The 26,876-nt window shown below is 68.0% G+C and carries 29 protein-coding genes and 2 pseudogenes; 19 read left to right on the forward strand and 12 right to left on the reverse strand.

Going from position 1 to position 26,876, the window contains the following annotated elements:
- Window positions 1-17 precede the first annotated feature (17 nt).
- Together AB0L60_RS26460 and AB0L60_RS26465 are read right to left on the reverse strand one after the other, a co-directional pair.
- Entirely contained in the window at window positions 18-986 is a 969-nt protein-coding gene (locus AB0L60_RS26460) for a sigma-70 family RNA polymerase sigma factor (protein WP_364618743.1), read from the reverse strand.
- 438 nt (window positions 987-1,424) lie between these two features.
- Window positions 1,425-2,942 (reverse strand): methyltransferase, encoded by a 1,518-nt coding sequence (locus AB0L60_RS26465; protein ID WP_364618746.1) that lies wholly within the window; start codon window positions 2,940-2,942, stop codon window positions 1,425-1,427.
- 213 nt (window positions 2,943-3,155) lie between these two features.
- On the opposite strand from AB0L60_RS26465, the gene AB0L60_RS26470 reads away from it, so the two are divergent.
- From AB0L60_RS26470 to AB0L60_RS26500, 7 genes are all read left to right on the forward strand, one after another.
- Window positions 3,156-3,494 (forward strand): DUF485 domain-containing protein, encoded by a 339-nt coding sequence (locus AB0L60_RS26470; protein WP_364618749.1) that lies wholly within the window; start codon window positions 3,156-3,158, stop codon window positions 3,492-3,494.
- Entirely contained in the window at window positions 3,491-5,104 is a 1,614-nt protein-coding gene (locus tag AB0L60_RS26475) for a cation acetate symporter (RefSeq protein WP_364618752.1), read from the forward strand. The genes AB0L60_RS26470 and AB0L60_RS26475 overlap by 4 nt, the downstream gene beginning before the upstream one ends.
- Window positions 5,105-5,378: 274 nt before the next feature.
- Window positions 5,379-5,648 carry a hypothetical protein gene (locus AB0L60_RS26480; protein ID WP_364618754.1) on the forward strand — a complete coding sequence of 90 codons (270 nt, stop codon included), beginning with the start codon at window positions 5,379-5,381 and terminating at the stop codon, window positions 5,646-5,648.
- A 116-nt stretch (window positions 5,649-5,764) separates the two neighbouring features.
- Complete coding sequence (gene atpB, locus AB0L60_RS26485) at window positions 5,765-6,439, forward strand: F0F1 ATP synthase subunit A (RefSeq protein ID WP_354837092.1); 675 nt, start codon at window positions 5,765-5,767, stop codon at window positions 6,437-6,439.
- 49 nt (window positions 6,440-6,488) lie between these two features.
- Window positions 6,489-6,746: a F0F1 ATP synthase subunit C gene (locus AB0L60_RS26490; protein WP_040810042.1), complete on the forward strand. Its 258-nt coding sequence runs from the start codon at window positions 6,489-6,491 to the stop codon at window positions 6,744-6,746.
- Window positions 6,747-6,754: 8 nt separating this feature from the next.
- A complete protein-coding gene (locus AB0L60_RS26495; RefSeq protein ID WP_364618757.1) occupies window positions 6,755-7,261 on the forward strand; it encodes a F0F1 ATP synthase subunit B in 507 nt (168 codons plus the stop codon).
- Window positions 7,258-7,833: a hypothetical protein gene (locus AB0L60_RS26500; RefSeq protein WP_364618760.1), complete on the forward strand. Its 576-nt coding sequence runs from the start codon at window positions 7,258-7,260 to the stop codon at window positions 7,831-7,833. Before AB0L60_RS26495 ends, AB0L60_RS26500 begins: the two co-directional genes overlap by 4 nt.
- An 84-nt stretch (window positions 7,834-7,917) precedes the next feature.
- On the opposite strand, the gene AB0L60_RS26505 is transcribed toward AB0L60_RS26500, so the two are convergent.
- The gene (locus AB0L60_RS26505; protein WP_364618763.1) at window positions 7,918-8,661 is read right to left on the reverse strand and encodes a VOC family protein; all 744 of its coding nucleotides are present in this window, start codon (window positions 8,659-8,661) and stop codon (window positions 7,918-7,920) included.
- On the reverse strand, window positions 8,658-9,584 hold the full coding sequence (locus AB0L60_RS26510; protein WP_364619173.1) for a helix-turn-helix domain-containing protein: 927 nt from the start codon (window positions 9,582-9,584) through the stop codon (window positions 8,658-8,660). Before AB0L60_RS26510 ends, AB0L60_RS26505 begins: the two co-directional genes overlap by 4 nt.
- 325 nt (window positions 9,585-9,909) lie before the next feature.
- Between AB0L60_RS26510 and AB0L60_RS26515 the strand changes: the two genes are divergently transcribed.
- Window positions 9,910-11,175, forward strand: coding sequence for an MFS transporter (locus AB0L60_RS26515; protein ID WP_364619176.1), 1,266 nt, complete (start codon window positions 9,910-9,912; stop codon window positions 11,173-11,175).
- 28 nt (window positions 11,176-11,203) lie between these two features.
- Here AB0L60_RS26515 and AB0L60_RS26520 read toward each other — a convergent pair whose 3' ends face one another.
- On the reverse strand, window positions 11,204-11,644 hold the full coding sequence (locus AB0L60_RS26520) for a DUF3099 domain-containing protein (RefSeq protein WP_364618766.1): 441 nt from the start codon (window positions 11,642-11,644) through the stop codon (window positions 11,204-11,206).
- Window positions 11,645-11,722: 78 nt separating this feature from the next.
- Here AB0L60_RS26520 and AB0L60_RS26525 point away from each other — a divergent pair, with 78 nt between their 5' ends.
- Both AB0L60_RS26525 and AB0L60_RS26530 read left to right on the forward strand, forming a co-directional pair.
- Complete coding sequence (locus AB0L60_RS26525; RefSeq protein ID WP_364618768.1) at window positions 11,723-11,956, forward strand: DUF3039 domain-containing protein; 234 nt, start codon at window positions 11,723-11,725, stop codon at window positions 11,954-11,956.
- A 40-nt stretch (window positions 11,957-11,996) separates the two neighbouring features.
- Complete coding sequence (locus tag AB0L60_RS26530; protein WP_364618771.1) at window positions 11,997-12,380, forward strand: hypothetical protein; 384 nt, start codon at window positions 11,997-11,999, stop codon at window positions 12,378-12,380.
- 70 nt (window positions 12,381-12,450) lie between these two features.
- On the opposite strand, the gene AB0L60_RS26535 is transcribed toward AB0L60_RS26530, so the two are convergent.
- Complete coding sequence (locus AB0L60_RS26535; RefSeq protein ID WP_364618774.1) at window positions 12,451-13,110, reverse strand: TetR/AcrR family transcriptional regulator; 660 nt, start codon at window positions 13,108-13,110, stop codon at window positions 12,451-12,453.
- A 136-nt stretch (window positions 13,111-13,246) separates the two neighbouring features.
- On the opposite strand from AB0L60_RS26535, the pseudogene AB0L60_RS26540 reads away from it, so the two are divergent.
- The 6 genes and pseudogenes from AB0L60_RS26540 to AB0L60_RS26565 form a co-directional block, all read left to right on the forward strand.
- Window positions 13,247-13,729: pseudogene (locus tag AB0L60_RS26540) on the forward strand (2,3-dihydroxybiphenyl 1,2-dioxygenase); the annotation flags it as partial.
- A 3-nt stretch (window positions 13,730-13,732) separates the two neighbouring features.
- Window positions 13,733-14,041, forward strand: coding sequence for a DoxX family protein (locus AB0L60_RS26545; RefSeq protein WP_364619179.1), 309 nt, complete (start codon window positions 13,733-13,735; stop codon window positions 14,039-14,041).
- Window positions 14,038-15,558 (forward strand): bifunctional 3-(3-hydroxy-phenyl)propionate/3-hydroxycinnamic acid hydroxylase, encoded by a 1,521-nt coding sequence (locus tag AB0L60_RS26550; RefSeq protein ID WP_364618777.1) that lies wholly within the window; start codon window positions 14,038-14,040, stop codon window positions 15,556-15,558. Before AB0L60_RS26545 ends, AB0L60_RS26550 begins: the two co-directional genes overlap by 4 nt.
- Window positions 15,559-15,676: 118 nt before the next feature.
- Window positions 15,677-17,887: an MMPL family transporter gene (locus AB0L60_RS26555; RefSeq protein WP_364618780.1), complete on the forward strand. Its 2,211-nt coding sequence runs from the start codon at window positions 15,677-15,679 to the stop codon at window positions 17,885-17,887.
- Window positions 17,888-17,895: 8 nt separating this feature from the next.
- Window positions 17,896-18,234 carry a hypothetical protein gene (locus AB0L60_RS26560; RefSeq protein ID WP_364618783.1) on the forward strand — a complete coding sequence of 113 codons (339 nt, stop codon included), beginning with the start codon at window positions 17,896-17,898 and terminating at the stop codon, window positions 18,232-18,234.
- 240 nt (window positions 18,235-18,474) lie between these two features.
- Complete coding sequence (locus AB0L60_RS26565) at window positions 18,475-19,869, forward strand: FAD-dependent oxidoreductase (RefSeq protein ID WP_364618786.1); 1,395 nt, start codon at window positions 18,475-18,477, stop codon at window positions 19,867-19,869.
- Between the two features lie 223 nt (window positions 19,870-20,092).
- Here the strand turns inward: AB0L60_RS26565 and AB0L60_RS26570 are convergent, their stop codons facing one another.
- The 4 genes and pseudogenes from AB0L60_RS26570 to AB0L60_RS26585 all read right to left on the reverse strand — a co-directional run bounded on the left by AB0L60_RS26570 (window position 20,093) and on the right by AB0L60_RS26585 (window position 22,924).
- The gene (locus tag AB0L60_RS26570; protein ID WP_364618789.1) at window positions 20,093-20,665 is read right to left on the reverse strand and encodes a sigma factor-like helix-turn-helix DNA-binding protein; all 573 of its coding nucleotides are present in this window, start codon (window positions 20,663-20,665) and stop codon (window positions 20,093-20,095) included.
- A 212-nt stretch (window positions 20,666-20,877) separates the two neighbouring features.
- A pseudogene (locus tag AB0L60_RS26575) lies at window positions 20,878-21,033 on the reverse strand (sigma factor); the annotation flags it as partial.
- A 10-nt stretch (window positions 21,034-21,043) separates the two neighbouring features.
- On the reverse strand, window positions 21,044-22,234 hold the full coding sequence (locus tag AB0L60_RS26580; protein WP_364618792.1) for an FAD-dependent oxidoreductase: 1,191 nt from the start codon (window positions 22,232-22,234) through the stop codon (window positions 21,044-21,046).
- Window positions 22,235-22,492: 258 nt separating this feature from the next.
- Window positions 22,493-22,924, reverse strand: coding sequence for an SRPBCC family protein (locus tag AB0L60_RS26585; protein WP_364618794.1), 432 nt, complete (start codon window positions 22,922-22,924; stop codon window positions 22,493-22,495).
- 95 nt (window positions 22,925-23,019) lie between these two features.
- Here AB0L60_RS26585 and AB0L60_RS26590 point away from each other — a divergent pair, with 95 nt between their 5' ends.
- The gene (locus tag AB0L60_RS26590) at window positions 23,020-23,157 is read left to right on the forward strand and encodes a hypothetical protein (RefSeq protein ID WP_364618797.1); all 138 of its coding nucleotides are present in this window, start codon (window positions 23,020-23,022) and stop codon (window positions 23,155-23,157) included.
- Between the two features lie 19 nt (window positions 23,158-23,176).
- Here AB0L60_RS26590 and AB0L60_RS26595 read toward each other — a convergent pair whose 3' ends face one another.
- The gene (locus tag AB0L60_RS26595) at window positions 23,177-23,302 is read right to left on the reverse strand and encodes a hypothetical protein (RefSeq protein WP_364618799.1); all 126 of its coding nucleotides are present in this window, start codon (window positions 23,300-23,302) and stop codon (window positions 23,177-23,179) included.
- Between the two features lie 157 nt (window positions 23,303-23,459).
- Here AB0L60_RS26595 and AB0L60_RS26600 point away from each other — a divergent pair, with 157 nt between their 5' ends.
- Complete coding sequence (locus tag AB0L60_RS26600) at window positions 23,460-23,996, forward strand: hypothetical protein (protein ID WP_364618802.1); 537 nt, start codon at window positions 23,460-23,462, stop codon at window positions 23,994-23,996.
- A gap of 3 nt (window positions 23,997-23,999) precedes the next feature.
- Here the strand turns inward: AB0L60_RS26600 and AB0L60_RS26605 are convergent, their stop codons facing one another.
- Window positions 24,000-25,037 carry a YihY/virulence factor BrkB family protein gene (locus tag AB0L60_RS26605; RefSeq protein ID WP_364618805.1) on the reverse strand — a complete coding sequence of 346 codons (1,038 nt, stop codon included), beginning with the start codon at window positions 25,035-25,037 and terminating at the stop codon, window positions 24,000-24,002.
- Window positions 25,038-25,159: 122 nt separating this feature from the next.
- On the opposite strand from AB0L60_RS26605, the gene AB0L60_RS26610 reads away from it, so the two are divergent.
- Window positions 25,160-26,872 (forward strand): DEAD/DEAH box helicase, encoded by a 1,713-nt coding sequence (locus AB0L60_RS26610; RefSeq protein WP_364618808.1) that lies wholly within the window; start codon window positions 25,160-25,162, stop codon window positions 26,870-26,872.
- The last annotated feature ends 4 nt before the right edge of the window (window positions 26,873-26,876 follow it).

The raw sequence follows: 26,876 nt of genomic DNA on the forward strand, positions 1-26,876 counted from the left end.
GGCTCCACGGGTGTGAACTAGCTGGCGTAGGCGCGCAGGCGGTCGGCGCGCTCGCCCTTGCGGAGCTTGGACATGACCTCGCGTTCGATCTGGCGGACGCGCTCGCGGGACAGGCCGAAGAGCTTGCCGATCTGGTCGAGGGTGCGCGGCTGGCCGTCGTCGAGGCCGTAGCGCAGGCGGATGACCTGCTGTTCGCGCTCGTCGAGGGTGGCCAGCACGCTGCGCACGTCGCGGTGCAGCAGACCGGCGATGACGGCGCTCTCGGCGGAGGTGGCCTCGGAGTCCTCGATGAAGTCGCCCAGCGGGGCCTCTTCGTCATTGCCGACCGGCATGTCCAGGGATACCGGGTCGCGGCTGTGGTCGAGCAGGTCGGCGATCTTGTCGACCGGGATGCCCGACTCGTTGGCCAGTTCCGCGTCGGTGGCCTCCCGCCCGAGCTGCTGGTGCAGTTCCCGCTTGATGCGGGCCAGCTTGTTCACCTGCTCGACCAGGTGGACGGGGAGGCGGATGGTGCGGGACTGATCGGCCATGCCGCGGGTGATGGCCTGACGGATCCACCAGGTGGCGTAGGTCGAGAACTTGAAGCCCTTGGTGTAATCGAACTTCTCCATGGCGCGGATGAGACCCAGGTTGCCCTCCTGGATCAGGTCCAGCAGCGGCATGCCGCGACCGGTATAGCGCTTGGCGAGGGAGACCACGAGGCGGAGGTTCGCTTCCAGCAGGTGCTGGCGGGCGGCCTGACCCTCGCGAACCAGGATCGCCAGATCCTTCTTCTTCGCGGCGGACAGACGCTTGCTCGTCTCCAGCAGGTGCTGAGCGTAGAGACCCGCCTCGATGCGCTTGGCCAGCTCGACCTCGTCGGCCGCCGTCAGCAGCGCCGTCTTACCGATCCCGTTCAGGTACACACGTACCAGGTCGGCTGCGGGGCTCTGGGCGTCGAGGTCTTGATCGCTGGTGCGCACGTCAGTGGTGGCGGGGCTTGTCATGACTTGCCTCCTGTCGGTGGTGTCTCGCTCCGTTCAACGGACCCGACTTCAGGAAAGTTCCCCGCCAGACCACCGGTAAACCGCGCCTGATCTGCGGTTTTTACGGCGCACGGCTGAGAAGTTCCTGAGAAGCGCGCATCGCCGGGAACACGCGCCACCGGCGGACGACCCTCGGTGACCGGGTGGTTGCCCACCGCCGCGCCCGAACTTCCTGACGCGACAAGCGAATACGTGTGTACGGGCCTTGCCCGGACGTCGTGATTCGAGCACGTAGTTGAACGAATCGCGGCTCGGGCGCATTCCCGCGGCCGCCCGTATCGGTATCTGGGCGACATGTGATCGTGACGGACCTCACCGCCCGTCAGCGGCGGTTTCCTGCGGAAATACCGACGGCCGCCGGGGCAGGCCCGGCGGCCGTCGGCGGGGGAGAGCCCTCGCTCAGCGCGGGTGGACGAGACCGTGCCGGACCAGTCCGGCCACGACGGTCATCGCCGCGCTCTCGAAGTCGGGGGTCGCGGCGTCGCCGGTTTCGCTGAAGGCCAGCAGTTCGAGGAGTTCGCGCAGGGGGAGGCCGTCGGGGCGCATCCCGGCCAGCAGCGCCGCGGTGGTGTCGTCGACCTCGTGCTGCCAGCGCGGGCCGTCGCCGCGGTGCAGCCGCGCCACCGCCTGCGCCCAGCCCGCGTCGCCGGGGAGATAGACGCGTTCGAGCGCGGTGGCCGGATCGACCTGGTAGCGCGAGTCGAGGATGAGGTCGGGATCGGCGGCCGCGGCGCGCAGCCAGGCCGAGCGCTCGAAGTAGGCGATGGCCTCGGGACCGAGCGGGTCGTCGAAGCCGTGGGTGAGGTCCTCGGCGAGCAGTTCGGTCGGGCCGTCGGTGGCGCGCAGGTAGACGAAACCGAAGCCGATGCCCTCGACGTCGGCCTCACGGAAGGCGTCGAGCCAGCGTTCGGCGCGGGCCTGGGCGGCGCCCTCCCGCGGATCCAACCCGGCATCGCGCAGCCAGGTACCGACGTAGAGGGCCGGATCGGCGATGTCGCGCTGCACGATCCAGGCGTCGATACCGTGGTCGGGCAGCCAACTCGCGACGCGGCTGCGCCAGTCCTGGCCGTCGAGGTGCACCCAGGAGGCGAGCAGTGCCGCGGTGCCGCCCGGGTTCAGCAGGTCCGGCATGCCGGAGATGACGAGTTCGCTCGCGCCGTCGAGGGCGAGGCCGGAGTCGCGGTAGGTGTGCTCGACGCGGGCCGGGCCGACCACGAACGGGGGATTGGCCACCACCTGGTCGAAGCGGCGGCCGGCCACCGGTTCGAACCAGGAGCCTTCCAGCAGTTCTATATCGAGATCGTTGAGCGCAGCGGTGGCCTCGGCCAGCCAGAGGGCGCGCTTGTTCACGTCGGTGCCGGTGACGGTGCGGCCGTAGGCGGCGGCGTGCACGGCCTGCACGCCACAGCCGGTGCCCAGATCCAGGACGGTGCCGACCGGGCGGGTCGGGGTGGCGCGCAGCAGGGACAGCGAGGCATGGCCGACGCCGAGCACGTGATCGGCGTCGAGGCTGCGGCGGCGCATGGAGTCGTCGAGGTCGGACAGCACCCAGCGGGTGCCCTCGCCGAGATCGAGGGGCCGCAGATCCAGGGCGGCGCGGACCTCGTCGCCGTCACGCTCCAGCAGCCCGGCCGCGGTGGCGCGGTCGATGCCCACCGGCGAAAGGGCCGCTGCCGCTTCACGTTCGGGGACCGGATCGCCGAGCAGCAGCAGACGCACGAGGGTGCCGAGCTCGCCGAGATCGGCGGCGGCGCGGCGGACGGGGACCGGTTCGCCGCGGCCGAGGGCGGCGTGGGCGGCGTCGCCCAGCGCCTCGAGCAGGGTGTCCGCGTCGTAGCGGACGCGGGTCAGCGCCGCGCGTAGGTCGGGCGCGAGGTCGGCGAGCAGGGACGAGGTGGTCGTCTGATTCGTCGGCATGGGGGGAAACTCTGCCACCGCAACCGATGGGCATCCGGCAGCGGGCCCGGTTCGCCCGATCGGAGCGCGGGGAAACCGGTAGGTAGCTAGCCGCCGGACCCCATGAATTTCGGCTCACTTATCGATGAATTTGCGATCTCACCTGCGGTTATTCGACCCGCTCGCAAGCATCTTCGTTGCTAGTGTGACCGGGATCACCAGGAGGTATCGAAGTTGACAACTGAATCCAAGACCGGCCGTCCGGATCTCGAATGGACCGAGGTCTACGACAGCCCCGAGTTCCAGCGCCTGCGGCATCGCTTCCGGCGCTTCGTCTTCCCCATGACCGCTCTGTTCCTGGCCTGGTATGCGCTGTATGTGCTGCTCGCCGACTACGCGCACGACTTCATGTCACACAAGGTGGGCGGGAACATCACCGTCGGCCTGATCTTCGGCCTGCTGCAGTTCCTTTCCACCTTCATCATCACCGGCCTCTACGTGCGCTACGCCGACCGCACCCTCGACCCGATGGCCGAGCAGATCCGCGCCGAACTGGAAGGACCGACCCGATGACCGGGTATCTGGCAGCGGCCGTGGAGGGCAGCCGGCCCGGGCTCAACATCACCATCTTCGCGATCTTCGTGGTCATCACGCTGGGCATCGTGGTGTGGGCCAGCCGCGACAACCGCACGGCCGCAGACTATTACGCCGCCGGGCGCGCCTTCTCCGGGCCGCAGAACGGCATCGCCATCTCCGGCGACTATCTGTCGGCCGCCAGCTTCCTGGGCATCGCCGGGGCCATCGCGGTGTACGGCTACGACGGCTTCCTCTATTCCATCGGGTTCCTGGTGGCCTGGCTGCTGGCGCTGCTGCTGGTCGCCGAATTACTCCGCAATACCGGCAAATTCACCCTCGGTGACGTGCTGGCGTTCCGCATGCGGCAGCGGCCGGTGCGGGCGGCGGCGGCCACCTCCACGCTGGCGGTGAGCCTGTTCTATCTGCTCGCGCAGATGGCCGGAGCGGGCGTGCTGATCTCGCTGCTGCTGGGCGTATCCGGCTCGGCGGGACAGAATCTGGTGATCGCCGTCGTCGGCGCGATCATGATCGTCTACGTGCTCGTCGGTGGTATGAAGGGCACCACCTGGGTTCAGATCGTCAAGGCGGTGCTGCTGATCGGCGCGGCCGCGGCCATGACGGTGTGGGTGCTGGGGCGCTACGACTTCAATTTCTCGAGCCTGCTGCACGACGCGGTGAACCATGGTGGCAAGACCGGCGCGAAGCTGCTCGAGCCGGGCTTCAAGTACGGCAAGAACGGCACCAGCAAGCTCGACTTCCTTTCTCTGGCTCTGGCTCTGGTGCTGGGGACGGCCGGGCTGCCGCATGTGCTGATGCGGTTCTACACGGTGCCGACGGCCAAGGAGGCGCGCCGGTCGGTGGTGTGGGCGATCGGCGTGATCGGGGTCTTCTATCTGTTCACGCTGGTGCTCGGGTACGGCGCGGGCGCGCTGGTGGGGCCGGAGAAGATCGCCAAGGCGCCGGGCAAGGAGAATGCGGCCGCGCCGCTGCTGGCCCTGGAACTGGGTGGGCCGGTGCTGCTGGGATTCGTTGCGGCCGTGGCGTTCGCGACGATTCTGGCGGTGGTCGCGGGTCTGACCATCACGGCGTCGGCCTCCTTCGCCCATGACGTGTACGCCAATGTCATCAAGCGCGGGAACGGCGACAGCCGGGATGGCGAGGTGCGGGTCGCGCGGATCACCGCGGCGGTGATCGGGGCGCTGGCCATCGTGGGCGGCATTCTGGCAAAGAATCAGAATGTGGCGTTCCTGGTGGCGCTGGCCTTCGCGGTGGCGGCCTCGGCAAACCTACCGACCATTCTGTATTCGTTGTTCTGGCGGCGCTTCAATACCGCCGGCGCGCTGTGGAGTATCTATGGCGGACTGGCCGTCACGATCGTGTTGATCGTGTTCTCCCCGGCGGTTTCCGGAGCGCCCACCGCGATGATCAAATCCCATGACTTCCACTGGTTCCCGCTCGCCAACCCGGGGCTGGTGTCCATCCCGGTTTCGTTCGCTCTGGGCTGGCTGGGAACCCTGCTGTCGAGGGAACGTGACGACGCCAAGTACGCCGAGATGCAGGTGCGGTCGCTGACCGGCACCGGAGCGGAAAAAGCTGTGCAACACTGATGTCCGAATAAAGTGGCGGAAAGTTCGCTGAAAAGCGTTTCAGAATTTCAAGATCAACAATTTGAAGATCAAAAATACTGCCCCGCAACGAGGTTGGGCTGTGTATGCTATTGATCATGCACGGCCCCACTACGAGGTGGGATGACGGCGAGGCGGTGTCGTATTGGACCTCAACAGGCTACGGATGCGTAGAGCGAGCGCTATCGCAATCGCTTTCGGCGTACTGGCATTGATGGTCACAGGGGCGTTCGATCGATTGTTGCTGGGTGTTTTCATGGCCACCGGTCTGACGCTCGGCTGGGTGAACGCCCGGCTTACCTGGATGTCCATCGTCCGCATCACGGATGCGGAAACACCCAGCAAACAGAAATTGGCGCTGTCCTCGGCGTCGCGGCTGCTCATTCTGACCGCTTTGTCGATTGTGGTGGCATTCCTGACCCGGCCCTACGGCGTCGGAATCTTCTTCGGGCTGGCGGCCTTTCAGCTGATTCTGGTACTCCATACCGCTCTGCCCGAGGTGAAAGGGCTTCGACAGCAGTCATGAGCATTCCCGTCGCTTCTCTCGCCCATTCGTCGGCGCCGGCGCTGCTGGCCGCCGAGGATTCCTCGGGGGAGTCCAAGATCCATGTCGGCGATCACGCCCAGGCGCATCTGCTGGGCATGACCTTCAATGTGGACACCATCGTGTCCACGGGGGTGGCCGCGCTGATCGTGCTGGGCCTGGCCTTCTACCTGCGTGTGAAGATCACCTCCGGGGTGCCCAACGGGGTGCAGCTGTTCTTCGAGACCATTACGGTCCAGATGCGCAGCCAGGTGGAGACGGCCATCGGCATGAAGGTCGCGCCGTTCGTGCTGCCGCTGGCGGTCACGCTGTTCACCTTCATCCTGCTCTCGAACTGGTTGTCCGTCTTGCCCGTTCAGTACGGTTCGGGGGAATTGATCGCGCCGCCGGCGTCCGATTTCAATTTCACGCTGTCGCTCGCGCTGTTCGTGTTCCTGCTCTATCACGCCGCGGGCGCGTGGCGGCGCGGCCCGGGCGGGCATGTGAAACAGTTGCTGAAGGGCCACACCGGCTGGGGCCCCATGGTTTTCATCAATGTGGTCGAGGAAATCGCCAAACCGCTATCGCTCTCGTTGCGACTTTTCGGCAACATGTTCGCGGGCGGCGTCATGGTTTCGGTGATCACGTTGTTCCCCTTCTGGATCAGCTGGGGTCCGAATGCCATCTGGAAGCTCTTCGACCTGTTCGTCGGAGCCATTCAGGCATTCATCTTCGCCCTGCTGACCATCCTCTACTTCAGCCAGTCGATGTCGCTGGAGAGTGAAAACCACTGAGCGGCTTCAGCTGTTCAGCGCTATAACCCTTTGTCAAAGGAAGTGAAAAATGGCAGACCCAGCAACCGCGAGTATCGTCCAGGGCGCTCTCATCGGCGGCGGCATCATTCTGGCGGGCGGTGCCATCGGCGCGGGTATCGGTGACGGTCTGGCCGGCGCCGCTCTGATCAACGGTGTCACCCGGCAGCCGGAGGCGGAGGGCCGCCTGCGCGTGAACTTCTTCCTGACCGTGGGTCTGGTCGAAGCGGCATACTTCATCAATCTAGCGTTCATGGCATTGTTCGTATTCGCTACTCCCGGTAAGTAGACGTCATCATGTCTCCCAGAACGGATGTGGAGGCCGCGGGGAACTTCCTGGTTCCCAACGGCACCTTCTTCGCTGAGTTATTGATCTTCCTGGTCGTGCTCGGAGTCATCTGGTTCTTCGTGGTTCCGCCCATACGAAAGGTGCTGGCGGAGCGGGAGGCACGTGTCGAGGTCACGACGGCGACCGCCAAGGAAGCCAGCGAAACCTTCGCCGAAGCCGAGGCGCGCTACGAGTCCGCGCTCGAGAAAGCCCGTACGGAAGCGGCCGACATCCGCAACCAGGCCCGGGCCCAAGGGCGCGCGATCCTCGAGGAAATGCGCGGCGAGGCACAGAAAGAGGCCGACCAGATCGTGGCCGAGTCCACGGCGCACCTCCGCGCCGAGGCCGACCAGGTCGCCGCCGAACTACGCGAAGCCGTCGAACCACTCGCTCAGGACCTGGCCGGCCGGGTCCTGGGCGGGAACGATCGTGCCCGGACCAGCGCGGGCCAGCAGAGAGGACGGGGGTCTGCATGATCCTCACCGATACCCATCTCGCCGAGGGTATTTACAACATCACCTTCGATTGGCCCGTCTTCTTCAGCCAGCTGTTCGGTTTCGCTGTCATCGTGTGGTTCTTCGTGAAATACGTTGTGCCACCCGTGAAGAGGATCATGAACAACGCTCAGGACCAGATCCGGCGGCAACTCGAGGAGAGCGAGGCGGCGGCGCAGCGACTGGCCACCGCCAAGGCTGCCTACGACAATGCCGTCGCCGAGGCACAGGCCGAACTCGACCGCATGCGCGAAGAGGCCCGGGCCGACGCCGACCGCATCATCCAGCAGATGCGTGAGGCCGCCGCGGCCGAGGTGGAGCGGGTGCGCAAGCAGGGCCGCGATCAGATCTTGCAGTACCGCAGGCAGATGATCCGCGACCTGGAGCAGGATCTGGCCGCCGCCATGCTCGCTCTCACCGAGGAGAAGGTGCGCGAGCAGATCGGTTCGCCCCAGGCGCGGGCCGACAGCATCGAGAGGTTCCTCGAGGATCTCGAGGCGCTGGCCAACTCCGGCGAAGCGGCACGCCGCCAGCCGCAGACCGAGCGCAAGTAGCAGGACCGGCTACGTCGAAGCCCCTGCGTGTTTCCCGGCTCCGAGGAGCCTCGAAGCACGCAGGGGCTTCGGCGATCCCGCGCCTCAGGCCGGCCGGCGGCCGGTCAGGCAGTAGGGCTGGCCGGCGGGGTCCGTCATGACGATCCAGTGCTTGCCGAGTTCGGCGCGGTGTGCGCCCAGCCGCTCGTGCCAGATCGCCGTGGCCTCGAGGTCGGTGCAGGCGATGTCCGGGTGCGCGGACGTGGGGCGGTCTTCGCCGAGGCGTTGCAGCAGCAGGTCGATCGGGAGGCCGGGACGCGCGGAGAGGCGGGTGAATTCCGGCAGGGTGCTGGGGCGCCAGGACCATTCGGTCAGGTCGGTCCAGAAGCGGGCCTCGGTCTCGTAGTCGCTCGCGCCGATGTCGAGGCAGATCTGGTCGAGCCGGCTGCGGTCGCCGGCGGGTCCGGTCACGGTCGGGGTGAGCGGGCCCGCGGAATCGCGGAAAGGCGTGAAGCAGAAGGGCATTCCGGCGGGGGAGTGCAGGACGGCGTAGCCGATGCGCGAAGTGAGGATGTAGTCCGCGGCGAGGGTGGCGCCCAGCTGCTGGGCGCGCTCGGTGGCCGCGCCGACATCGTCGACGTCGAGGTCCAGATGTACGCGCGCGGGGCCGCCGATCGCCTGCATCTTGACCGTCGCCGCCCCGGAACCCGGTAGCAGTGTGACGAATTCGTCGCGTTCGCCCCGTGGCGCCGAGAGCTCGGTGCCGGTGACCGTGGTCCAGAACCGGGCGCTGTCGTCGAATTGTGCGGCGGGACGGTCCAGGAAGGCCCACATCCAGCGAATCGTCATGCTGTCTCCAGGGTTTCGCGCTTGCGGAAGGTCTTGCGGTAGGTCAGCGGCGGCACGCCCAGCTCCAGGCGCATATGGTGGCGCAGTGAGGCGGAGGTGCCCATGCCCGCGCTGCGCGCCACCTCGTCCACGGTCAGGTCGGTGGTCTCCAGCAGGTGCCGGGCGTGCCGGACCCGCTGCTGCAGGATCCACGCGCCCGGCGCCATGCCGGTCTCGGCCTTGAACCGGCGGGTGAAGGTGCGCACGCTCATATGAGCATGCGCGGCGAGGGAGTTCAGGTCCAGCTCCCGGTCCAGGCGGTCCAGCGCCCAGCGGCGGGTGGGCGCGGTGCCCTCGCTGCCCGACTCCGGGACCTGCCGCTCGATGAACTGCGACTGCCCGCCGTCACGCCAGGGTGGCACCACGCAGTAGCGGGCCGCGCCATTGGCGGCTGCGCTGCCGTGATCGGTGCGGATCAGATCCAGGCACAGGTCGATTCCGGCCGCCAATCCCGCTGAGGACCAGACGTTTCCGTCCTGCACGAACAGCAGGTTCTCGTCGAGGAGAACCTTCGGGTAGAGGGCGCGGAACCGGTCGGCGAACTGCCAGTGGGTGGTGGCGCGGCGGCCGTCCAGCAGGCCCGCCGCGCCGAGCACGAACGCGCCGGTGCAGATGGAGACGATGCGGGCGTCCGGCCGGATGGTGGCCAGCGCCTCGGCCACCCGGGGCGGCAGCGTGCCCTCCTGCCGCGGCTGGATGATGCGGGTGCCTGGCACGATCACGGTGTCGGCCCGGGCCAGCAGCTCGGGGCCGAATTCCGGGACGACGGTGTATCCGCCGGTGGCGGCCACACCGCCGGTGTCGACGCCACAGGTGTGCACCTCGTAGAGCGGGTTGCCGTCCTCGTCGACGGCGGCGCCGAGCACCACGGGCGGGATCGACATGTCGAAGCCGACGGTCGGTTCCAGGACGAGGACGGCGACCAGATGGGGTGTCGGCACGATTCTCCTCTCGTGATGGCTGGATCTTGACGCATTGTGGCATTCTGGCCACTCGTGGCGGAAGGGCTTTTCGGTCACCCTCGATCGGGTGAGCGAACTGAAGGACGACCTCGGCCGGGAATCACCCCACGACGCAAGCCCATTGGCCGCCGGCGCGACCCTGTCCGCGGGCGGTCCGAGATCAGGCCAGGACAGGGGTGATTCGGTATCGCTCGGTTCCGGCGCGATCGGTTCGGCGCAGCCCGGCCCGGACGCGGTCGGTCCTCCGCTGCGCGGCACCGTCGCGGTGCAGTCGTCGGCGCGGCCGCATCCGGCCTGGATCGTGGCGGTGGTGGGCTTCATCGCGCTGCTCGGCGCGGCCGGCTTCCGCTCGGTGCCCGGTGTGCTCATGGACCCGCTGCACGAGGAGTTCGGCTGGTCGCACGGCATCATCGGCGCGGCGGTGTCGGTGAATGTGCTGCTGTACGGCCTGATCTCGCCGTTCGCGGCGGCGCTGATGGATCGCTTCGGTATTCGCCGGGTGGTGGCGTGCGCGCTGGTGCTGATCGCGGCGGGCAGCGGACTGACGGTGTTCATGACCCGGCCGTGGCAGCTCATGGCGACCTGGGGCCTGCTGGTGGGCGTCGGCGTGGGCTCGATGTCCATGCCGTTCGTGGCCACCATCACCGGGCGCTGGTTCGTGAAGCATCGCGGCCTGGTGACCGGCGTGCTCACCGCCGCGGGCGCGACGGGGCAGCTGATCTTCCTGCCGCTGATCGCGAGCCTGGCCCGCGATCACGGTTGGCGCGCACCGTCTCTCGTGGTGTCGGCGACGGCACTGGCGGTGGTGCCGCTGGTGCTGCTGTTCATCCGCGACTTCCCCAGCGACGCCGGGGTGCGGGCCTACGGTGCCGAGCCGGGCAGCGGGGTCGGAGTGCGCACCTCGGCGCCGGGTGGCGCGGCCCGCGCGGTGACGGTGCTGGCGACCATCGTCCGCAATCCCGTGTTCTGGCTGCTGGCAGGCGGTTTCGCCATCTGCGGGGCATCCACCAATGGTCTGATCGGCACCCACTTCGTGAGTGCCGCCCACGATCACGGCATGCCCGCCACCACCGCGGCCGGATTGCTGGCGACGGTGGGCATCTTCGATGTCGCCGGCACCATCGCCTCGGGCTGGCTCACCGACCGCGTGGACTCCCGCCACCTGCTGGTCGCCTACTACTCGCTGCGCGGCATCTCACTGCTGTTCCTGCCGATCCTCTTCGGACCCGACGTACACCCCAGCATGTGGGCATTCATCATCTTCTACGGCCTCGACTGGATCGCCACCGTCCCGCCCACGGTCGCCCTGTGCCGCGCCCACTTCGGCGCGGACGGACCCGTCGCCTTCGGCTGGGTCTTCGCCTCCCACCAGATCGGCGCCGCCCTGGCCGCTTTCGGTGCGGGCGTCATCCGCGACGTGCAGGGCAGCTACACCTTGGCGTGGTTCATCGCGGGCGGGTTGTGTGGTCTGGCGGCCCTACTCTCCGCGGGAATTCGCCCCTCAGCCCGCTGATTCCACGAGTTGGTGGCGAAACGACGGATCAGCCGTCGATTGCCTTGTGCGGGTTCGACTCCAGCGCGATCTGATCGCGTCGTCCGTCCCAGCGGCTGGGCTCGTCCTTGGTGCGGGGCGGGCGGTCGTTGGCGATGAGGACCGCGATCCACGGCAGCGGGATGGAGACGCCGATGATCAGCAGCGAGAGCCACCAGCTGTGCCACACGCTGTAGGCGACGGCCGCGCCGATCAGGCACGGAATGCGCAACGACATGATGGTGATGTACCGCCGCACCCGGTCGCGATGCTGCTGCTCGAGCGAGGGCGCGGCCTCGGTGATCAGCGCCGGATGCTGTTTCTCCTCGCCCGGGAAGTAGCCCTGCGGCTGGCGCGGTGGCTTCGGGATGGAACCGGCGGGATGGAACTCGACGTCCGGGCGATCCTCACCGCTCATGCCGTCGGCCTGGGATTCGCCGTCACGCTGCATACCCCGAGTCTTCCACTACCGCGCGTCGGATGCACACGCCGCCCGCCCTGCGAAAGGCCGACCTGGCATGATTGAACCGTGAGCGCAGACACCCTGGTCCGTCCGGACGAGACCACCGACGAGTCGACCGACAACGACACTCCCAAGGTCTTCCATTACGTCAAGAAGGAGAAGATCGCCGAGTCCGCGGTCATGGGCACCCACGTGGTCGCCCTCTGCGGCGAGGTCTTCCCGGTCACCCGTTCCCCCAAGCCCGGCTCCCCGGTCTGCCCGGACTGCAAGCGAATCTACGAAATGATGAAGCGGGACTGACCGGTTCGGTTCACAGGCATCCCGTGAACGGCTGGGCGCGATGACCACGGCACGTGAGGTTCCCGATCCGTGGTCAGGCTCGCGCAGCACTCCGCACTGGGTTCCCGCCCGCGGATTGGCCAATGGGCTGAATTCACACTCCTGGGCAGTCCTCGCCGACTTGGCCGAGTCGCAGGTCTACCGAGTGCTCTTCGCGCTGATCGACGCGGGGATCGCAGCCTACGTCCTGCCCGTGCGCACGACCGTGCTGGAGCGCGGTGATCCGGAGGTCCTATGGCGGCTCTGGGTCGATATCCCGCGGTATCGCGCGGCGGAGGATTTGTTGATGGAGTTGCTGCGCTACGGCCGCCCTCGGCACCGGCCGAAAGCAGTGCAGGGCGGTCGTCGGCGCCGGCGAGTGCCCCTGGTTCGCAAGCCGCAGTGAGCCTCCGGGGCGGCACGTAAAGCATCCACACACCTAACCGTCGCGTGCGCGGCGCGCGATTCCGACGTGTTCAGGCTGCGGTGTCGGTGTGCGGCAGTGCGTCGAGCGACGGCAGCGGACGCCCACAGATCTCGTGTGCGTCGTCCGCGGAGAGTCCGAACATGCGCAGCAGGTCTTCGGCGACCTGATCGGTCGCCTCGGCGTCGTCGCGTCCGGGCTGCTCGTGCAGGAGCTGGCCGAGGCAGATGGCGGCGCCGGTGACGACGGTCATGGCCAGCTCGGTATCGCGGACATCGAATCGTCCGGCGCGGACACCGGCCTCGATATCGCGGCGGGCGCGGGGGGCCAGGCCCTTCGGGGAGCGCGACAGCTGCAGGCCGTTGTTGATCAGGACCTTGCTGAGCATCGGGTTGCGGCGGTGCAGACGCCCGGTGAGCCGGAAGCTCTGGGCGAAGACCTGCGCCGGATCGTCGAGGTTGTCGCAGAGGGTGTCGAGCGCGACGCCGTACAGATCGAGCGCTTCCTCTACCGCGGCCTCGAACAGTTCTTCCCGGGTTTGGAAATGGTTGTAGAACGACCCCATCCCGACGTCGGCGGCCTGGGTGATCTCCAAGATCGGCACGCTGAGCTTGCCCGCCGCGAGGAACGATTGCGCTGCCCTCACGAGCGCCGCGCGGGTACGCGCCTTCCGGCGCTCCAGGCGATTGGGTTGCCCGGATTGCGTGACCATCGCTGTCCACCTCTTCCCTGACACGTAGGCCGCCCAGCATAGCGCCCCGGGTCAGTTCTGACGAAATTTTCAGAAGGACTTGACTGACTATTAGTTCGTGAGTGACGATATCGTCAGAATCTGAAGGGGGCGGTCGATGAGCGGATATTGCGATGTGCACAGCGGCCTGCACTGTGAGCAGGGCGCAGTGCGGGGTGAGCACCCCGGCCGCGCCCGCAATCCGGTGGTGAAAGTGCTCGATCTGGCCTGGCTGGAATTCGAGAAGCCCGACCTGGAGCGCGCCGAGATCTCTTCTCGCGCTTTCGGTTTCACCACCGCCGCGCGGACATCCGAGGAATTGCACCTGCGCGGAACCGACGCCGGGTCACCCTGCGTGCTGGTGCGGCGCGGTGACCGTTCCGGCGATCTGCTGCGCCTGGGCGAGGAAACCGGTCGGCGGCCGCAGCCGCTGCCGGAGTCGCTCGGCGGGCTGGGTCTCGATCTGGTGGATCCGAGCGGGCTGCGGGTCCGAGTCGTCGCCGAAACCCACGAACTGCCCGGGCTGCCAGCGCAGCAGACGCAGGTGTTCAACAGTGGGCACGAGGTACTGCGTGTCAATGCCACTCAGCGGCCGCCCCGGGTCGTGTCGTTCGGTACGGCCAAGACGCTCGCCCTCGCGCCGATGCGGGAACGTGCCGCGCGTCTGGGCTACTCCACCGCCGCCTACCGCGGTATCGGAGCGCTCGAAATCGCCGGCACGAGCGGGCTGCTGATCGGACTGGCCCGGCCGCCGATCGGGATCGCCGCGGGAATCGGCCTGGCACTGTTGATGACCGGTGCCGTGGTCGCACATGTCCGCAACGGCGACGGTGTGGCCGAGTACGCGCCCGCGGTGGTCACCGGACTGGTCACGCTCGGCTATCTGGCTGCGCTGGCGGGGGTTTCGCCGTGAGCACCGCGACGACCCCGGTGGTGATCGTCGGCGCGGGCCCGGCCGGTATCACCGCGGCCACATTGCTCGCGCACCATGGGATCGACACTCTCGTGCTGGAGCGGTGGACCGATGTCTATCCGCAACCGCGGGCAGTGCACCTCGACGGCGAGATCCGCCGGATCCTGGAACGTTTGGGCGTCGGCCGGGAATTCGACGAGATCTCCCGGCCCGCCCTGGGGCTGCGGCTCATCGACCCGAGCGGGCGAGTGCTGGCCCAGTTCGATCGCGACCTGGCCGGTGGGCCCAGCGGGTATCCGGAGGCGAACCTGTTCGACCAGCCGGAACTGGAGGCGATCCTGCGGGTCAACCTGAAGCGATATCCGCGGGTGACCCTGCGTGGTGACGTCGAAGCGACCGCTATCACCGAGGAATCCGGCTGTGTCCGAGTGGATTTCACCGACCGTGTGATCGGCGATGCCGAATCTGTGCGTGCGCGTTACGTATTGGGCTGCGACGGTGCCAACAGCGTTGTCCGCGGCGCGATCGGCGCGCGCATGCGGGATCTGCGATTCGACCAGCGCTGGCTCGTGGTGGACGTCGCCACGTCCCGGGATCTGGGGCAGTGGGAAGGCGTGCACCAGGTGTGCGATCCGGCGCGCGCCGCCACGTTCATGCGCATCGGAAAAACCCGCTACCGCTGCGAATTCCGGCTCCGGACCGGCGAGACCGTCGCCGACTTCGACGACCCGGGTCGGCTGCGCCCATTGCTCGACCCGTGGCTCGGCGGTGTTCCGGCGGCGGATCTCGAACTGATCCGCGTCGCGGAGTACACCTTCCGTGCCCAGCTGGCCGACCGCTGGCGCCGGGGCCGGGTGTTCCTGCTCGGCGATGCCGCGCACCTCACCCCGCCGTTCATCGGCCAGGGCATGGGCGCGGGCCTGCGCGACGCGGTCAACCTCGCGTGGAAACTGGCGGGCGTGCTGCGTGGGGAACTCCCGGAAGACGTGCTCGAAACCTATGAGACGGAGCGGAAACCACACGCACGGGCCATGATCCGGCTGGCCAAGCTCATCGGCGTCATCATGACGGGCGGTGGTGAACTGGGCAACCGCCTGCGCGGTCTGCTGACACCGCGTCTGCACCGGATTCCCGGCCGCACCCAGATAATCACCAGCGGCGAATCTCCGCCCCTGCACCTCTCGGGTCCCCGGCGTGGGCCGCACCTGCGCCGGCGGTTGACGGGCCAGCTGGTTCCCAATGCGCGGCTCGCCGACGGCCGCCGTCTCGATGAGGCCATGAACGGGCGCTACACCGTCATCACCGCGTGCGAGCCTGCGCCGCAGCGCCGACTGGTCGTCGAGCAGCGCGGTGGGTTCATCGTCGTCGCGGAGCCGGGCACCGAGCTGCATCGTTGGGTGCGGCAGGGTCGCGCAGTCGCGGCTCTGGTCCGCCCGGACGGCACCGTCCAGTCCTGCGGAGATGTGCGGTCATTGTGCGCGGCATCGCCTTCTTTCCATCCCGGCGCACCGGCGTGAAGGTGGCGAGCCGGTTGCTGACCGTTGCAACGTTTATGAGGAAATCATCATCTGACGTGTTACCGTACCGATAGGTCTGTGATTGCTGGTCGGATGGTGTCTCCACGAGAGGACCCGCATGTCCCGCTATCTGTACGCACTGGGCCAGGTCGCCGTCCGCCGCCGCTGGTGGGTGCTGGCGATATGGATCGTGCTGCTGGCCGCCGCCATCGGATTCGCCGCCGCGACGGGCGGAAAGACCAACGACAATTTCACGGTTCCGGGCACCGAATCGCAGGACGCGGTCTCCTTGCTGCAGCAGCGGATGCCCGCTTTCTCGGGTGCGCAGATGCAGGTCGTGTTCGCGACGTCGAACCTGGCCAAGGTGACCGATCAACCGGTGACCGGCGAGATCGAGCAGATGATGGCCGAGCTGAAGGGGCTGCCGCAGGTCGCCGCAGTGGTCGACCCGTTTCAGGCCAAAGCGGTCTCACCGGATCAGCACGTCGCCCTGGGCAGCGTGCAGTTCTCCGTCTCGGCCGGCGAGGTCGAACAGTCCACCCTCGACCAGGTGACCCGGGTCGCCGACCGGGCGCGTGATACCGGTCTGCAGGTCGAGTTCTCCGGTGCCGTCTATACGGGCTTCACCGCGGAGGTCCCGCACACGCCCGAAATGCTCGGTGTCATCGCGGCCTTCGTCGTTCTGCTGATCACCTTCGGCGCGGTGGTGGCGGCGGGACTGCCGATCATCACGGCGGCCGTCGGCGTGGGTATCGGTCTCACCGGCATCCTCGGCATCGCGGCCTACACCGACGTGCCGTCGGCGGCGACCTCGCTGGCACTGATGCTGGGCCTGTCCTGCGGGATCGACTACGCGCTGTTCGTCCTCTCCCGGCATCGCCACCAGGTGGTGCTGGGAATGGCTGTGGCGGAGTCGATTCCGCTGGCGGTCGGGACCGCGGGCAGTTCGGTGGTATTCGCGGCGGTGACCGTGATCATCGCGCTGTGCGGGCTGGCGGTCGCGAACATCCCGTTCCTCACCGTCATGGGCCTGACCGCCGCCGGTGCGGTCCTGGTGGCCATGCTCGTCGCGCTGACCCTGCTGCCCGCGCTTCTCAGCCTCGCCGGTGGCACGGTCGCCAAATTCATCTCGCCGCCACTGCACCCGGGAAAGCCGGAGGAGGTGGCCCGCATCGCCGCCTACGAGCCCGAGCGCACCGCGGGCCACGCCTGGGGACGGTTCGTCACCCGCTTCCGGATTCCATTGCTGGTGCTGGGCATCGCGGTGCTGGTGGTGATCGCGCTTCCCGCCACCCGTATGGAACTCGGATTACCGAGTGGCGCAACGCAATCGGAGTCCAGCACCGCCCGCAGGGCATACGACCTGGTGAGCCGGTCGTTCGGCCCCGGGTTCAACGGGGCGCTGCTGGTGGTGACCGACCTCTCGCACGCCACCGGCCCGGACGCGGCGCAGACCGTGATGGGCAGGCTGCAGCAGGAGCCCGGCGTCGCGGTGGTGCAGTCCGCGGGCACGGGCGACAACCTGGTCCTGATCCAGGTCGTGCCCAGGACCGGTCCCGGCGACAGTGCGACCGCCGATCTGGTGAACCGTCTGCGGGATGACCGCGCGACCATCGAGAGCGGCTCCGGGGCAACGTATCTGGTGGGCGGCACCACCGCGGCGAACATCGATACCTCACGCCGCTTGGGCGAGGCGCTGCCGATCTTCCTCGTTGTCGTCGTGGGTCTGGCGCTGGTGCTGCTGACCGTCGCCTTCCGGACCGTCCTGGTACCGCTGTCCTCGATCGTCGGGTTCATCCTCTCGGTGTTCGCTGCGCTCGGCGCGCAGGTCGCGGTCTTCCAATGGGGATGGGGCGCAAGCCTTTTGCATGTCACCAAGGCGGAGACGCTGAGCTTCCTGCCGATCATCACCCTGGCCATCATCTTCGGGCTGTCGAGCGATTATCAGATCTTCGTGGTGTCCCGCATCAAGGAGGAGCACACCCGCACCGCGGACGCGACCGCCGCGGTGCGCACTGGGATCGCGCATTCGGCGCGCGTCGTCACGGCGGCGGCGCTGATCATGTTCGGCGTCTTCGTCGCCTTCGCCACCGTCGACAACCCGATCGTCAAACCGTTGGCGTTCACGCTCGCGGTCGGTGTGCTGCTGGACGCCTTCATCGTCCGGCTGACTCTGGTGCCCGCGGTCATGGCCCTGATCGGCGATCGCATGTGGTACCACCCGCGGTGGTTCGCCCGCTACGTGCCCGACTTCGACATCGAAGGCGCCGAACTCGAACGCCGCTTCGCGGACACCGAAACCGAAATGCCGCGGGTGGTACCCGCATGATCGTGCGGATGGCGCACGAAAACCCCGCGGCGGGCCGCTTCGTCGTGCGGTTCGCGCTGACCGACGAGTCGTTGGGCGAGATGCTGACCGGCCCGCCGATGCGGGATGTGGCCGCCGGAATCGCCTCCGGTCGTTATGTCGTCGCACCCGCAATGGAGCTGAGTGTCGCCTCCATGCTGATGGGTACCGTGGTCAGCGCCATGTGGATGGTGCTGGAGGGTCACCAGTCATGGCGCGACGCGGCGGCGGGGGCCGCCGAACTCATCCTGTGCGCCCTGGGGGTTTCGCACGACGAGGCGCGCCGGATCGCCGCAAGTCCGTTGCCGGCCACCGCCTTCGAAGTCTGATCGGGTCCTCGACGGCTTGTGGTGGGTGGGCATGTCACCGCATCTTCTGATCTATTCATACCCAGTGCCCGCACTTGGGGAACACGTGGAGTTCGGCGTCTGCTGCATGTCGGCGGTCAGGCCGCCACCCTGGATCATGAAGTTCGGGATCACCTGTCAAATATGATGGAATTATCATTTGGCCGTGCATGATGCCAGGGCACCGGCCGGCAGTGCCGTAACGCTCGTAACGTGTGAGGCATGGGCGAATGCGTGGTGATCATCGGCGGGGATGCTGCGGGTATGGCGGCGGCGTCACAGGCGCGCAGGTTGAAGGGCGTGGGGGAGCTCGAGATCGTCGTTTTCGAGCGGGGGCACTTCACCTCGTACTCGGCGTGCGGGATCCCGTACTGGGTGGGCGGGGACGTCGGTGGCCTGGACGATCTCATCGCGCGGACGCCCGCCGAGCATCGGGCGCGGGACATCGATCTGCGGCTGGGAACCGAGGTCGTGGAGATCGATGTCGCCGGGCGGCGGGTGAGGTCTCGCGAGCTCGGCACCGGCCGGGAGAGCTGGACCGGCTACGACAAACTCGTGATCGCCACCGGTGCGACGCCGATCCGGCCCGCGCTGCCCGGCATCGGCGCGGCCGGGGTGCACGGGGTGCAGACGCTCGACGATGGACAAGCCCTCATCGCCACCCTCGAGTCGATCGCGGGCCGGCGGGCGGTGGTGGTGGGTGCGGGGTACATCGGTGTGGAGATGGCGGAGGCGCTGCTCCAGCGGGGATTCCAGGTCACCATGCTCAATCGCAGTGCCGAGCCCATGTCCACCCTCGATCCGGATATGGGTGTGCTGATCCGGAAGGCCATGCAGGGCATGGGTATTCAGGTCATCGACAATGCGGAGCTGACGGCAGTCCACACCGATGCGCAGGGCCGGGTCACCGGCGTCGCCACGGCTGATGCCGAATACCCCGCCGATGTGGTGGTTCTCGGTATCGGCGTCCGCCCCGCCACCGACCTCGCCCGTGCGGCCGGTCTCCCGCTGGGGGAGTCCGGTGGTCTGCTGACCGATCTCGCCATGCGGGTGCGCGGACACGAGAACATCTGGGCCGGAGGCGATTGCGTCGAGGTGCTCGACCTCGTCTCCGGCTGCGAACGCCACATCCCCCTCGGCACGCACGCCAACAAGCACGGCCAGGTCATCGGTTCCGGCGTCGGCGGCGACTACGCCACCTTCCCCGGCGTGGTGGGCACCGCGGTCAGCAAGGTGTGCGACCTGGAGGTCGCCCGCACCGGCCTGCGTGAACGCGACGCCCGCGCGGTCGGACTGCAATTCGTCACCGTCACCATCGAATCCACCAGCCGCTCCGGCTATTTCCCCGGCACCGCACCCATGACTGTGAAAATGCTCGCCGAACGCCGCACCGGCCGCCTGCTCGGTGTCCAGATCGTCGGCCGCGAAGGGGCGGGCAAGCGCATCGACATCGCCGCCGTGGCCCTCACCGCCCGCCTCACCGTCGACCAGATCGTCGCCCTCGACCTCGGCTACGCCCCGCCCTTCTCCCCGGTGTGGGACCCCATCCAGGTCGCCGCCCGCAAAGCCGTTACGGCGGTCCGCCGCGACGCCATGGAGAGGAATCGCACGAAGTGATCCGACCTCCCGGATCGAAACACCCCGAATTTGCACACCGTGACTTGCGCCGGGGTGCTGCTCGGGCATCGATGTCCTGGTCGGGTGTTCGCAGCGGAGTGGCTGTGGCGGCCCGCCGCACCGAATCCTGTTGATATGCAAGCGCGGAGCCGAGGGTCGAGGTTCCGATGCACGCGGCGGATGGGTGTGCTGCCGGCCAGGCGGGACCAGCTCTTTCTTCCGGTCACCAGGATTCGATGAGCGGGGCGTCATGCTCCTGCCGATGCCATTCCCCGGTGAGGCGAGCGAGTCGGTCCGGGGCGGCGATGCCACGCACAGTGGCGATCTTATCGTCACGGATCTCCAGGATCGCGACGCCCACGACCCGATTGTCGAGCGTGACGAGCATGGCCGGGCAGTGGTTGACCACGGCGGCGTGGATCGAGGGTGAGCCGCCGGCGAGTCTGCGCTTGGCCGCAGACGGTTTGAAGCCGGTCCGCACCGCGCCGGCGATCCGCTCCGGGTTCGCGTACCGGATCAGCTTCTGGGCCGAACCGAGCCCGGCGCCGTCGGAGATGCCGGTCGCGTCGTAGGTCAGCAGCGCGACCAGCTGTTCGGTCCGGCCCGAGGCGGCGGCATCGACGAACGCCTCGACGATTCGGCGCGCGGTGGCATGGTCGAGGTGAGTTCCATTGCCGGCGGCGGTGATTCGCCGCCGGGCTCGGCGGGCGTGTTGCTGACTCCCGGACTCGGTGATGCCGAGGATCTCGGCGATCTCGGCGTGGCTGTATGAAAACGCCTCGCGCAGAACGTACACGGCGCGTCGAGCGGCGACAGCCGCTCCATGAGCGTAAGCACCGCCAGCGTCACCGATTCGCGCTGCTCGACGGTGTCGGCGGGGCCCAGCATCGGGTCGCCGTCCAGGAGCGGTTCGGGCATCCAGGCGCCGACCGCGCGTTCGCGCCGCACCTGCGCCGAACGGAGCCGGTCGAGGGCGAGGTTGGTGACGATCTTGGTCAGCCAGGCCTCGGGCACCTCGACGTACTCCCGGTCGGCGGCCTGCCACCGCAGGAACGCGTCCTGCACCGTGTCCTCGGCGTCGGCGGCCGAGCCGAGCAGACGGTAGGCGATCGAGGCCAGCCGATTTCGGCTGGCCTCGAATCGCGCCACGGTGGCGGTGTCCATGGGCGCGACTTTATCGAGCGACCAGCTCGGGCGAGAGCTCCCGGGCTGCGGCCGAACGGTAGTTGTGACTCGGCTTTCCGAGGGTCGGGTGGCTGATGGCCCAGCCGCTGGCTGCAACGATCGCCGACTTGACTCGCGCCGCCGGTCGGCCGCGCAGGGCTCCGGGCTTGGAGCGGGCCTCACCGTCGACCAGTTGGTAAATCGCGTCTTTGCGTCCGAGGCTGATGTGGTTGCCGTAGTAGGTCAGCGCGGTCGCCTTGATCTTGCGCCCTGTCCGGTCCCCGATAATCGCGGCCGTCGCCTGTATGGCCGTGTATCCCGCGGAGGCACAGGACATCGGCAGGGGATGTCCGTTCTCGCCGATGACGAAGACGCTGTCGCCGGCGGCGTAGACATCCGGGTGCGAGACCGACCGCATCTGACGGTCGACCGTGATCTGGCCATTGGCTTCCACCGCGAGTCCGCTGGCGGCGGCGATCGGGTGGACGGCGAAGCCGGCGGCCCACACGGTCGCGTCGGAGGCGAGAACGGTGCCGTCCGCGGCGACCGCAGCGGTCTGCTCGACGCGCTCGATAGTGGTGTGCTCATGGATCGTGATGCCGAACCGGTCGAAGGCGCGCAGCAGGTGGCGACGGGCCTTCGGGCCCAGCCAGCCGCCCAGTTCGCTGCTGGTGGCGAGGTCGACCCGAAGTCCCGGACGGGCTTCTGCGATCTCGGTGGCGGCCTCGATCGCGGTCAAGTTGCCACCGACGACCAGCACCCTTCCGTCCTCGCTCAGCTCATCCAGCCGTACCCGCAGGCGCAGTGCGGATGGTCGCGCGGCCACGTGGAAGGCGTACCGATCGACGCCGGGAACGCCGTGGTCGGCGGCGGTGCTGCCGAGCGTGTAGAGCAGGGTGTCGTATTCGAGCCGGTCTATGCGCTCGCCGTCGGCGACCGTGACGGTCCGGTGCGCCGCGTCGACGTCGGTCACCCGCGCCACTCGCAGCCGGATGCCGGTGCCCGCGAACACTTCCGCCAGCGGGCGGTGGCGGAGATCGTGCCCGGCGGCGAGCTGATGCAGGCGCAGCCGCTCGACGAAATCGGGTTCGGCATTGACGACGGTGATCTCGAAGTCGTCGGAATGGAGTTGGCGGGCGAGGTATCCGGCGGAGAAGGCCCCGGCGTATCCGGCTCCGAGGACGACGATTCGGTGCTGCATGGTTCGCTCCTGTCTGGTTCGCGTGCTCCCTGAACGAGACAGCTCTCGAATTCCTGACAGCATCGATCGGTGACGTGGATCACCTCGCCGGCCGCGTCAGCCGCTCTCGGGCGCGGGCACCGCCGCCATGGCGCAATTGCCCACCGCCGAGTTCCCGTTGCTCGCTGAGCCTGCTGCGCAGGCTCGGGCGCTGTCGGCGGGCGACGAGTTTCGCTGTGGTGTCGAACTTCTCGTCATCGGACTCGCCGCGCAGGCGGGTCAGCCGTAGAGCTGGACGAAGCGGTCGAGGGAGCGTTCGACATCGCCGCGGAGGGCCCGGGCGACGACCGAGCCGATGGGGCCGAAGAGGGGTGCGCCGCCGAGGGTGAAGTCGGCGGTGACCTTGGAGCCGGCGGGGCTGGGGGAGACGCGGAGTTCGATACCGAATTTGGTGCCGCCGATGCCGGAACCGTTGAGGACCAAGCGGTTCGGGGGTTCGGCGGTTTCGACGGTCCAGGTGACGCGATTGCGGAAGCCTTTGACGGTGGCTACGCCGATCAGGAGGGTCCCGGGAGTGAGCGCGTCGGGGACGGGGCCGCGCCAGCCCTCGTGGAGGGTGAGCCACTTGTCGAGTTCGGGCAGGTCGGAGGCGTGCGACCAGGCCTTCTCGGGCGGGATTGGGACGTCTACGGAGACCTTCAGCTTAGCCACGAAGCAGATGGTATCTGTTACATGATGTAGCTCTAACAGTGGCGCGCTGTGAAGCCTGTGGATTGGATGGGCGAGGTTCGGGCAGGCCTAACGGCTTGGTCAGCGCCCAGCGCGCACTGACCGGTGGCGACTCCTACCGTGAGAATGCCGCTCGGCTGGCGGCCCGCATCGCGGGAGAAGACGGTGCGGGCGCGGCGGTCAAAGCGATCGAGGCGCATCTCGGCACACGGTGATGCCGCCGATGACGAAGAATTAGCCCCTGGCCGCCTCGTCCTCGCCAGGCTCTTTGCCGCCCAGCAACTCGTCCTGGATCGCCTCGAGCATGCAGGTGTTGTTGTCGAGCAGCCCCAGGATCTCGTCCAACCGGTCGTTCTTCATACAGCGATCGTCACCCGTGCTCGCCTCGGAGACGACGTCGAGTCGGGGCCTTTGCTCGTTGGCGCTGTGAAGCCTTGGCTGTCAACGGCATCCGATTTCTTGAGTTGTCACTCAGTAAATGGTTATCCTGAGTCGGAACTCAGGAAAGGTTGGTCCGATGACGAATCCGCTGTTGCTGGCTACACACATCACCATTGCGCTCGCGCTGACGATCCTCGTCGGGGTGCAGTGCACCGAATTGGCGCGAATCCGGCTGGAGCCCAGCGGGATTCGTATCGACGGGGCTGTTCGGGCCGTGCGGCTCACGCTGTTGTCGGTTCCGGTGTTCACGCTGCTGACTGCGATCACGGGGTTCGCGGTGCTGGCGGACGGGGCGAAGGGTGGCCCGTGGATCGGGGCGGGGCTGGTGTCGACCGCTGTTATCGGGGCGAGCTCGGGGTGGACCCGGCGGCGATTGGCCGAGCCGGGGTCGCACCGGGCCGGCCATGGCGCGGGGGTGCTGGCTGCCGTCCAATGGGGCGTTCCCGCACAGACATTGGCCGCGGCCTTCCTGATGGCCGACCGACCTGACCATCCCGCCATCGCCTTCGCGCCCGTCCTGGTCGCGATCGCGATCACGGCTGCCGCGTACTTCTCGGCGCGGCGCACCGAGGGTGAGTCGACCGAGCCGGGCCTACGGGCTGGATCGCAGTGATCGCTACTCGGGCGCGGGCGGCGGATCCTGCGGCTTCGATGCGTTGGGCGCCGGGTCGGCGAGCCGGGACTGTTTGCGGGCGTTCCACCAATGGCGGAACTGCGCCAGCCGGGTGGCGCGGGCGGGCCAGAATTCCTCGACGCTGGCATTGAATTCGGCGCCGAGGATGATGGCGAAACCCAGGAAGAACGTGAACAGCAGGAAGGCGATGGGGGTCGCCAGCGCGCCGTAGGAGATGCCGGTCCGGGTCACCCACGCCAGGTAGCGGCGCAGGCCCTCGCTGGCGGCCATGAAGAACACACCGGCGACCAGCGCGCCGCCGAAGAGCCGATGCCAGGGGAGGGTGCGGTGGAGGGCGGTCTTGTAGAGGAAGGTGAGGCCGACGATCAGCAGCAGGCCGGTGCCCGGGTAATAGAAGGCGTCGATGAGCCGCAGGCCCGGCTCGCGCCAGCTGTGCGGGAGGACCCGTCCGATCAGGGTGGGCCCCAGAGCGATCAGGGGCAGGATGAGCACCGCGATCACGAGGAAGCCGACATAGAGCAGCAGCGCGAAGATTCGCTGCCAGACCGGATGGCGCGCGGTGGCCTGGCCGTGCGCGGCGGTGATGGCGTCGACGAAGGTGGCCATGGCCGAGGATCCGGCCCACAGCGACAGCACGAATCCGACGGACACCACCCCGCCGTGGCCGCGCTGCAGCACGTCGTTGACGGTCGGCTGCACCAGACTGTCGACCACGCTGGGGCTGAACGCCTTCCGCGCGAAGCTGACGATCTTGGACTGCACGATGTTCAGCGTGTTCGGGCCGAACCAGTGCCCGACATAGCCGAGGCTGCCGAGCAGTCCCAGCAGCAGCGGGGCCAGCGAGAGCGTCTGCCAGAAGGCGGCCGCCGCGGATTTGGCGAAGATCGCGTCGTTCCACGCCTTCGTCGCGACGTGGACGACGAGTTGCCGGATGCGGCCCCAGCGGGTGGCGGCGAGCACAACGGACGCGGTCGGCGTCGACGCGTCGGCGTGTTGCGGAGATTCGTCGTGCGCGTTCATCGTGGCCTAAGCATCGCCTACCAGCGCTTCGAATGGGACTGGACCCGCGATGTGGCGTGCGGCACTCCGCGGGGCTGTGTCGGATTGGAAAGCTGTCGGGTTCGATCGCTAATCTCTACCGAGTGACTTCGGGTGGTGGCGGTTCGTTACGTGCATGGCAGCGCAGGGCACTCACGAAGTATCTGACGACCAAGCCACGCGACTTCCTTGCCGTCGCCACCCCCGGCGCGGGTAAGACCACGTTCGCGCTGCGCGTGGCGGCCGAGTTGCTCAACGACCGCACGGTCGACCAGGTGACGGTGGTCGCACCCACCGAGCACCTCAAGCACCAGTGGGCTGCGTCGGCCGCGCGCAATGGGATTCAGCTGGATTCGAACTTCTCCAACTCGACCGGTTCCACCTCGTCCGACTACCACGGCGTGGTGGTCACCTACGCGCAGATCGCGTCGCATCCGTTCAAGCACCGGGTGCGCACCGAGAACCGCCGCACGCTGGTGATCATGGACGAGATCCATCACGCCGGTGATGCCAAGAGCTGGGGTGAGGCGGTCGAGGAGGCGTTCGGTGATGCCACCCGCCGGCTGGCGCTGACCGGTACCCCGTTCCGCAGTGACGACTCCAAGATCCCGTTCATCACCTACGAAGCCGACGAGTCCGGTTTCGAGAAGTCGCGCGCCGACCACACCTACGGCTACTCCGAGGCGCTCGCCGACGGCGTGGTCAGACCCGTGGTCTTCCTCGCCTACTCCGGTGAGGCGCACTGGCGGGACAGCGCGGGCGAGGAGTACTCGGCGCGCCTGGGCGAGCCCCTCAATGCCGAGCAGACCGCCCGCGCCTGGCGCACTGCCCTCGATCCGGCCGGCGATTGGATGTCGAAGGTGCTCACCGCCGCCGACACCCGCCTGCGCCAGCTGCGCGCCACCGGCATGCCCGACGCGGGCGGCCTGGTGATCGCCACCGACCAGGAGAAGGCGCGCGACTACGCCGAACTGCTGGAACACATTTCGGGCACCAAGCCGACCATCGTGCTGTCCGACGATCCGGACTCCTCCGACCGCATCGGCGAGTTCAGTGAGAGCACCGATCCGTGGATGGTCGCGGTGCGCATGGTGTCCGAGGGCGTCGACGTGCCGCGCCTCGCGGTCGGCGTGTATGCCACCAGCGCCTCGACCCCGCTGTACTTCGCGCAGGCCATCGGCCGTTTCGTGCGTGCACGTAAGACCGGTGAGACCGCCAGCGTCTTCCTGCCCTCGGTGCCGGTGCTGCTGGATCTGGCCGCCCAGCTGGAACTGCAGCGCGACCATGTCATCGGCAAGCCGCATCGCGAAGCGAGCGCGCTCGAGGACGAACTGCTCATCGACGCCAACCGGCAGCAGGACGAGCCGGGCGAGGAGGAGAAGAAGTTCGTCGCCCTGGCCGCCGACGCCGAGCTCGACCAGGTCATCTACGACGGCGACTCCTTCGGCACCGCCACCTTCTCCGGCAGCGACGAGGAGGCCGATTACCTCGGCATCCCCGGCCTGCTCGACGCCGACCAGATGCGCGCCCTGCTGCGCGAACGCCAGTCCCGTCAGCTCCAGGAACGCAGCGCCGCGGCCCAGGCTCGCCCCTCGGGCGCCGGCGTGGAGGCCGCTGTCGAACGCGCCGCCACCTCGGACCGCCTGTCCGAGCTGCGCCGCGAACTGAACAGCCTGGTCGCCATGCACCACCACCGCACCGGTAAACCGCACGGCGTCATCCATGGCGACCTGCGCCGCGAATGCGGCGGCCCCCCAACCGCTCTCGCCACCGCCGACCAGCTCTCCCAGCGCATCGCGGCCCTGCGCCGGATCTGACCAG

Origin of the sequence: Nocardia sp. NPDC051981, assembly GCF_040680715.1 — a bacterium.
Lineage (GTDB): Bacteria > Actinomycetota > Actinomycetes > Mycobacteriales > Mycobacteriaceae > Nocardia.

What these genes read in the sequence shown, in the direction of transcription:
- AB0L60_RS26530 (WP_364618771.1), top strand. Translation starts at nt 11,997, where the DNA reads ATGACCACGGCACGTGAGGTTCCCGATCCGTGGTCAGGCTCGCGCAGC.
- AB0L60_RS26555 (WP_364618780.1), top strand. Translation starts at nt 15,677, where the DNA reads ATGTCCCGCTATCTGTACGCACTGGGCCAGGTCGCCGTCCGCCGCCGC.
- AB0L60_RS26505 (WP_364618763.1), bottom strand. Translation starts at nt 8,661, where the DNA reads ATGACGATTCGCTGGATGTGGGCCTTCCTGGACCGTCCCGCCGCACAA.
- AB0L60_RS26600 (WP_364618802.1), top strand. Translation starts at nt 23,460, where the DNA reads ATGACGAATCCGCTGTTGCTGGCTACACACATCACCATTGCGCTCGCG.
- AB0L60_RS26460 (WP_364618743.1), bottom strand. Translation starts at nt 986, where the DNA reads ATGACAAGCCCCGCCACCACTGACGTGCGCACCAGCGATCAAGACCTC.
- AB0L60_RS26465 (WP_364618746.1), bottom strand. Translation starts at nt 2,942, where the DNA reads ATGCCGACGAATCAGACGACCACCTCGTCCCTGCTCGCCGACCTCGCG.
- AB0L60_RS26580 (WP_364618792.1), bottom strand. Translation starts at nt 22,234, where the DNA reads ATGCAGCACCGAATCGTCGTCCTCGGAGCCGGATACGCCGGGGCCTTC.
- atpB (WP_354837092.1), top strand. Translation starts at nt 5,765, where the DNA reads ATGACCTTCAATGTGGACACCATCGTGTCCACGGGGGTGGCCGCGCTG.
- AB0L60_RS26535 (WP_364618774.1), bottom strand. Translation starts at nt 13,110, where the DNA reads ATGGTCACGCAATCCGGGCAACCCAATCGCCTGGAGCGCCGGAAGGCG.
- AB0L60_RS26595 (WP_364618799.1), bottom strand. Translation starts at nt 23,302, where the DNA reads ATGAAGAACGACCGGTTGGACGAGATCCTGGGGCTGCTCGACAACAAC.
- AB0L60_RS26490 (WP_040810042.1), top strand. Translation starts at nt 6,489, where the DNA reads ATGGCAGACCCAGCAACCGCGAGTATCGTCCAGGGCGCTCTCATCGGC.
- AB0L60_RS26560 (WP_364618783.1), top strand. Translation starts at nt 17,896, where the DNA reads ATGGCGCACGAAAACCCCGCGGCGGGCCGCTTCGTCGTGCGGTTCGCG.
- AB0L60_RS26495 (WP_364618757.1), top strand. Translation starts at nt 6,755, where the DNA reads ATGTCTCCCAGAACGGATGTGGAGGCCGCGGGGAACTTCCTGGTTCCC.
- AB0L60_RS26480 (WP_364618754.1), top strand. Translation starts at nt 5,379, where the DNA reads ATGGCCACCGGTCTGACGCTCGGCTGGGTGAACGCCCGGCTTACCTGG.
- AB0L60_RS26510 (WP_364619173.1), bottom strand. Translation starts at nt 9,584, where the DNA reads ATGTCGATCCCGCCCGTGGTGCTCGGCGCCGCCGTCGACGAGGACGGC.
- AB0L60_RS26520 (WP_364618766.1), bottom strand. Translation starts at nt 11,644, where the DNA reads ATGCAGCGTGACGGCGAATCCCAGGCCGACGGCATGAGCGGTGAGGAT.
- AB0L60_RS26500 (WP_364618760.1), top strand. Translation starts at nt 7,258, where the DNA reads ATGATCCTCACCGATACCCATCTCGCCGAGGGTATTTACAACATCACC.
- AB0L60_RS26605 (WP_364618805.1), bottom strand. Translation starts at nt 25,037, where the DNA reads ATGAACGCGCACGACGAATCTCCGCAACACGCCGACGCGTCGACGCCG.
- AB0L60_RS26475 (WP_364618752.1), top strand. Translation starts at nt 3,491, where the DNA reads ATGACCGGGTATCTGGCAGCGGCCGTGGAGGGCAGCCGGCCCGGGCTC.
- AB0L60_RS26565 (WP_364618786.1), top strand. Translation starts at nt 18,475, where the DNA reads ATGGGCGAATGCGTGGTGATCATCGGCGGGGATGCTGCGGGTATGGCG.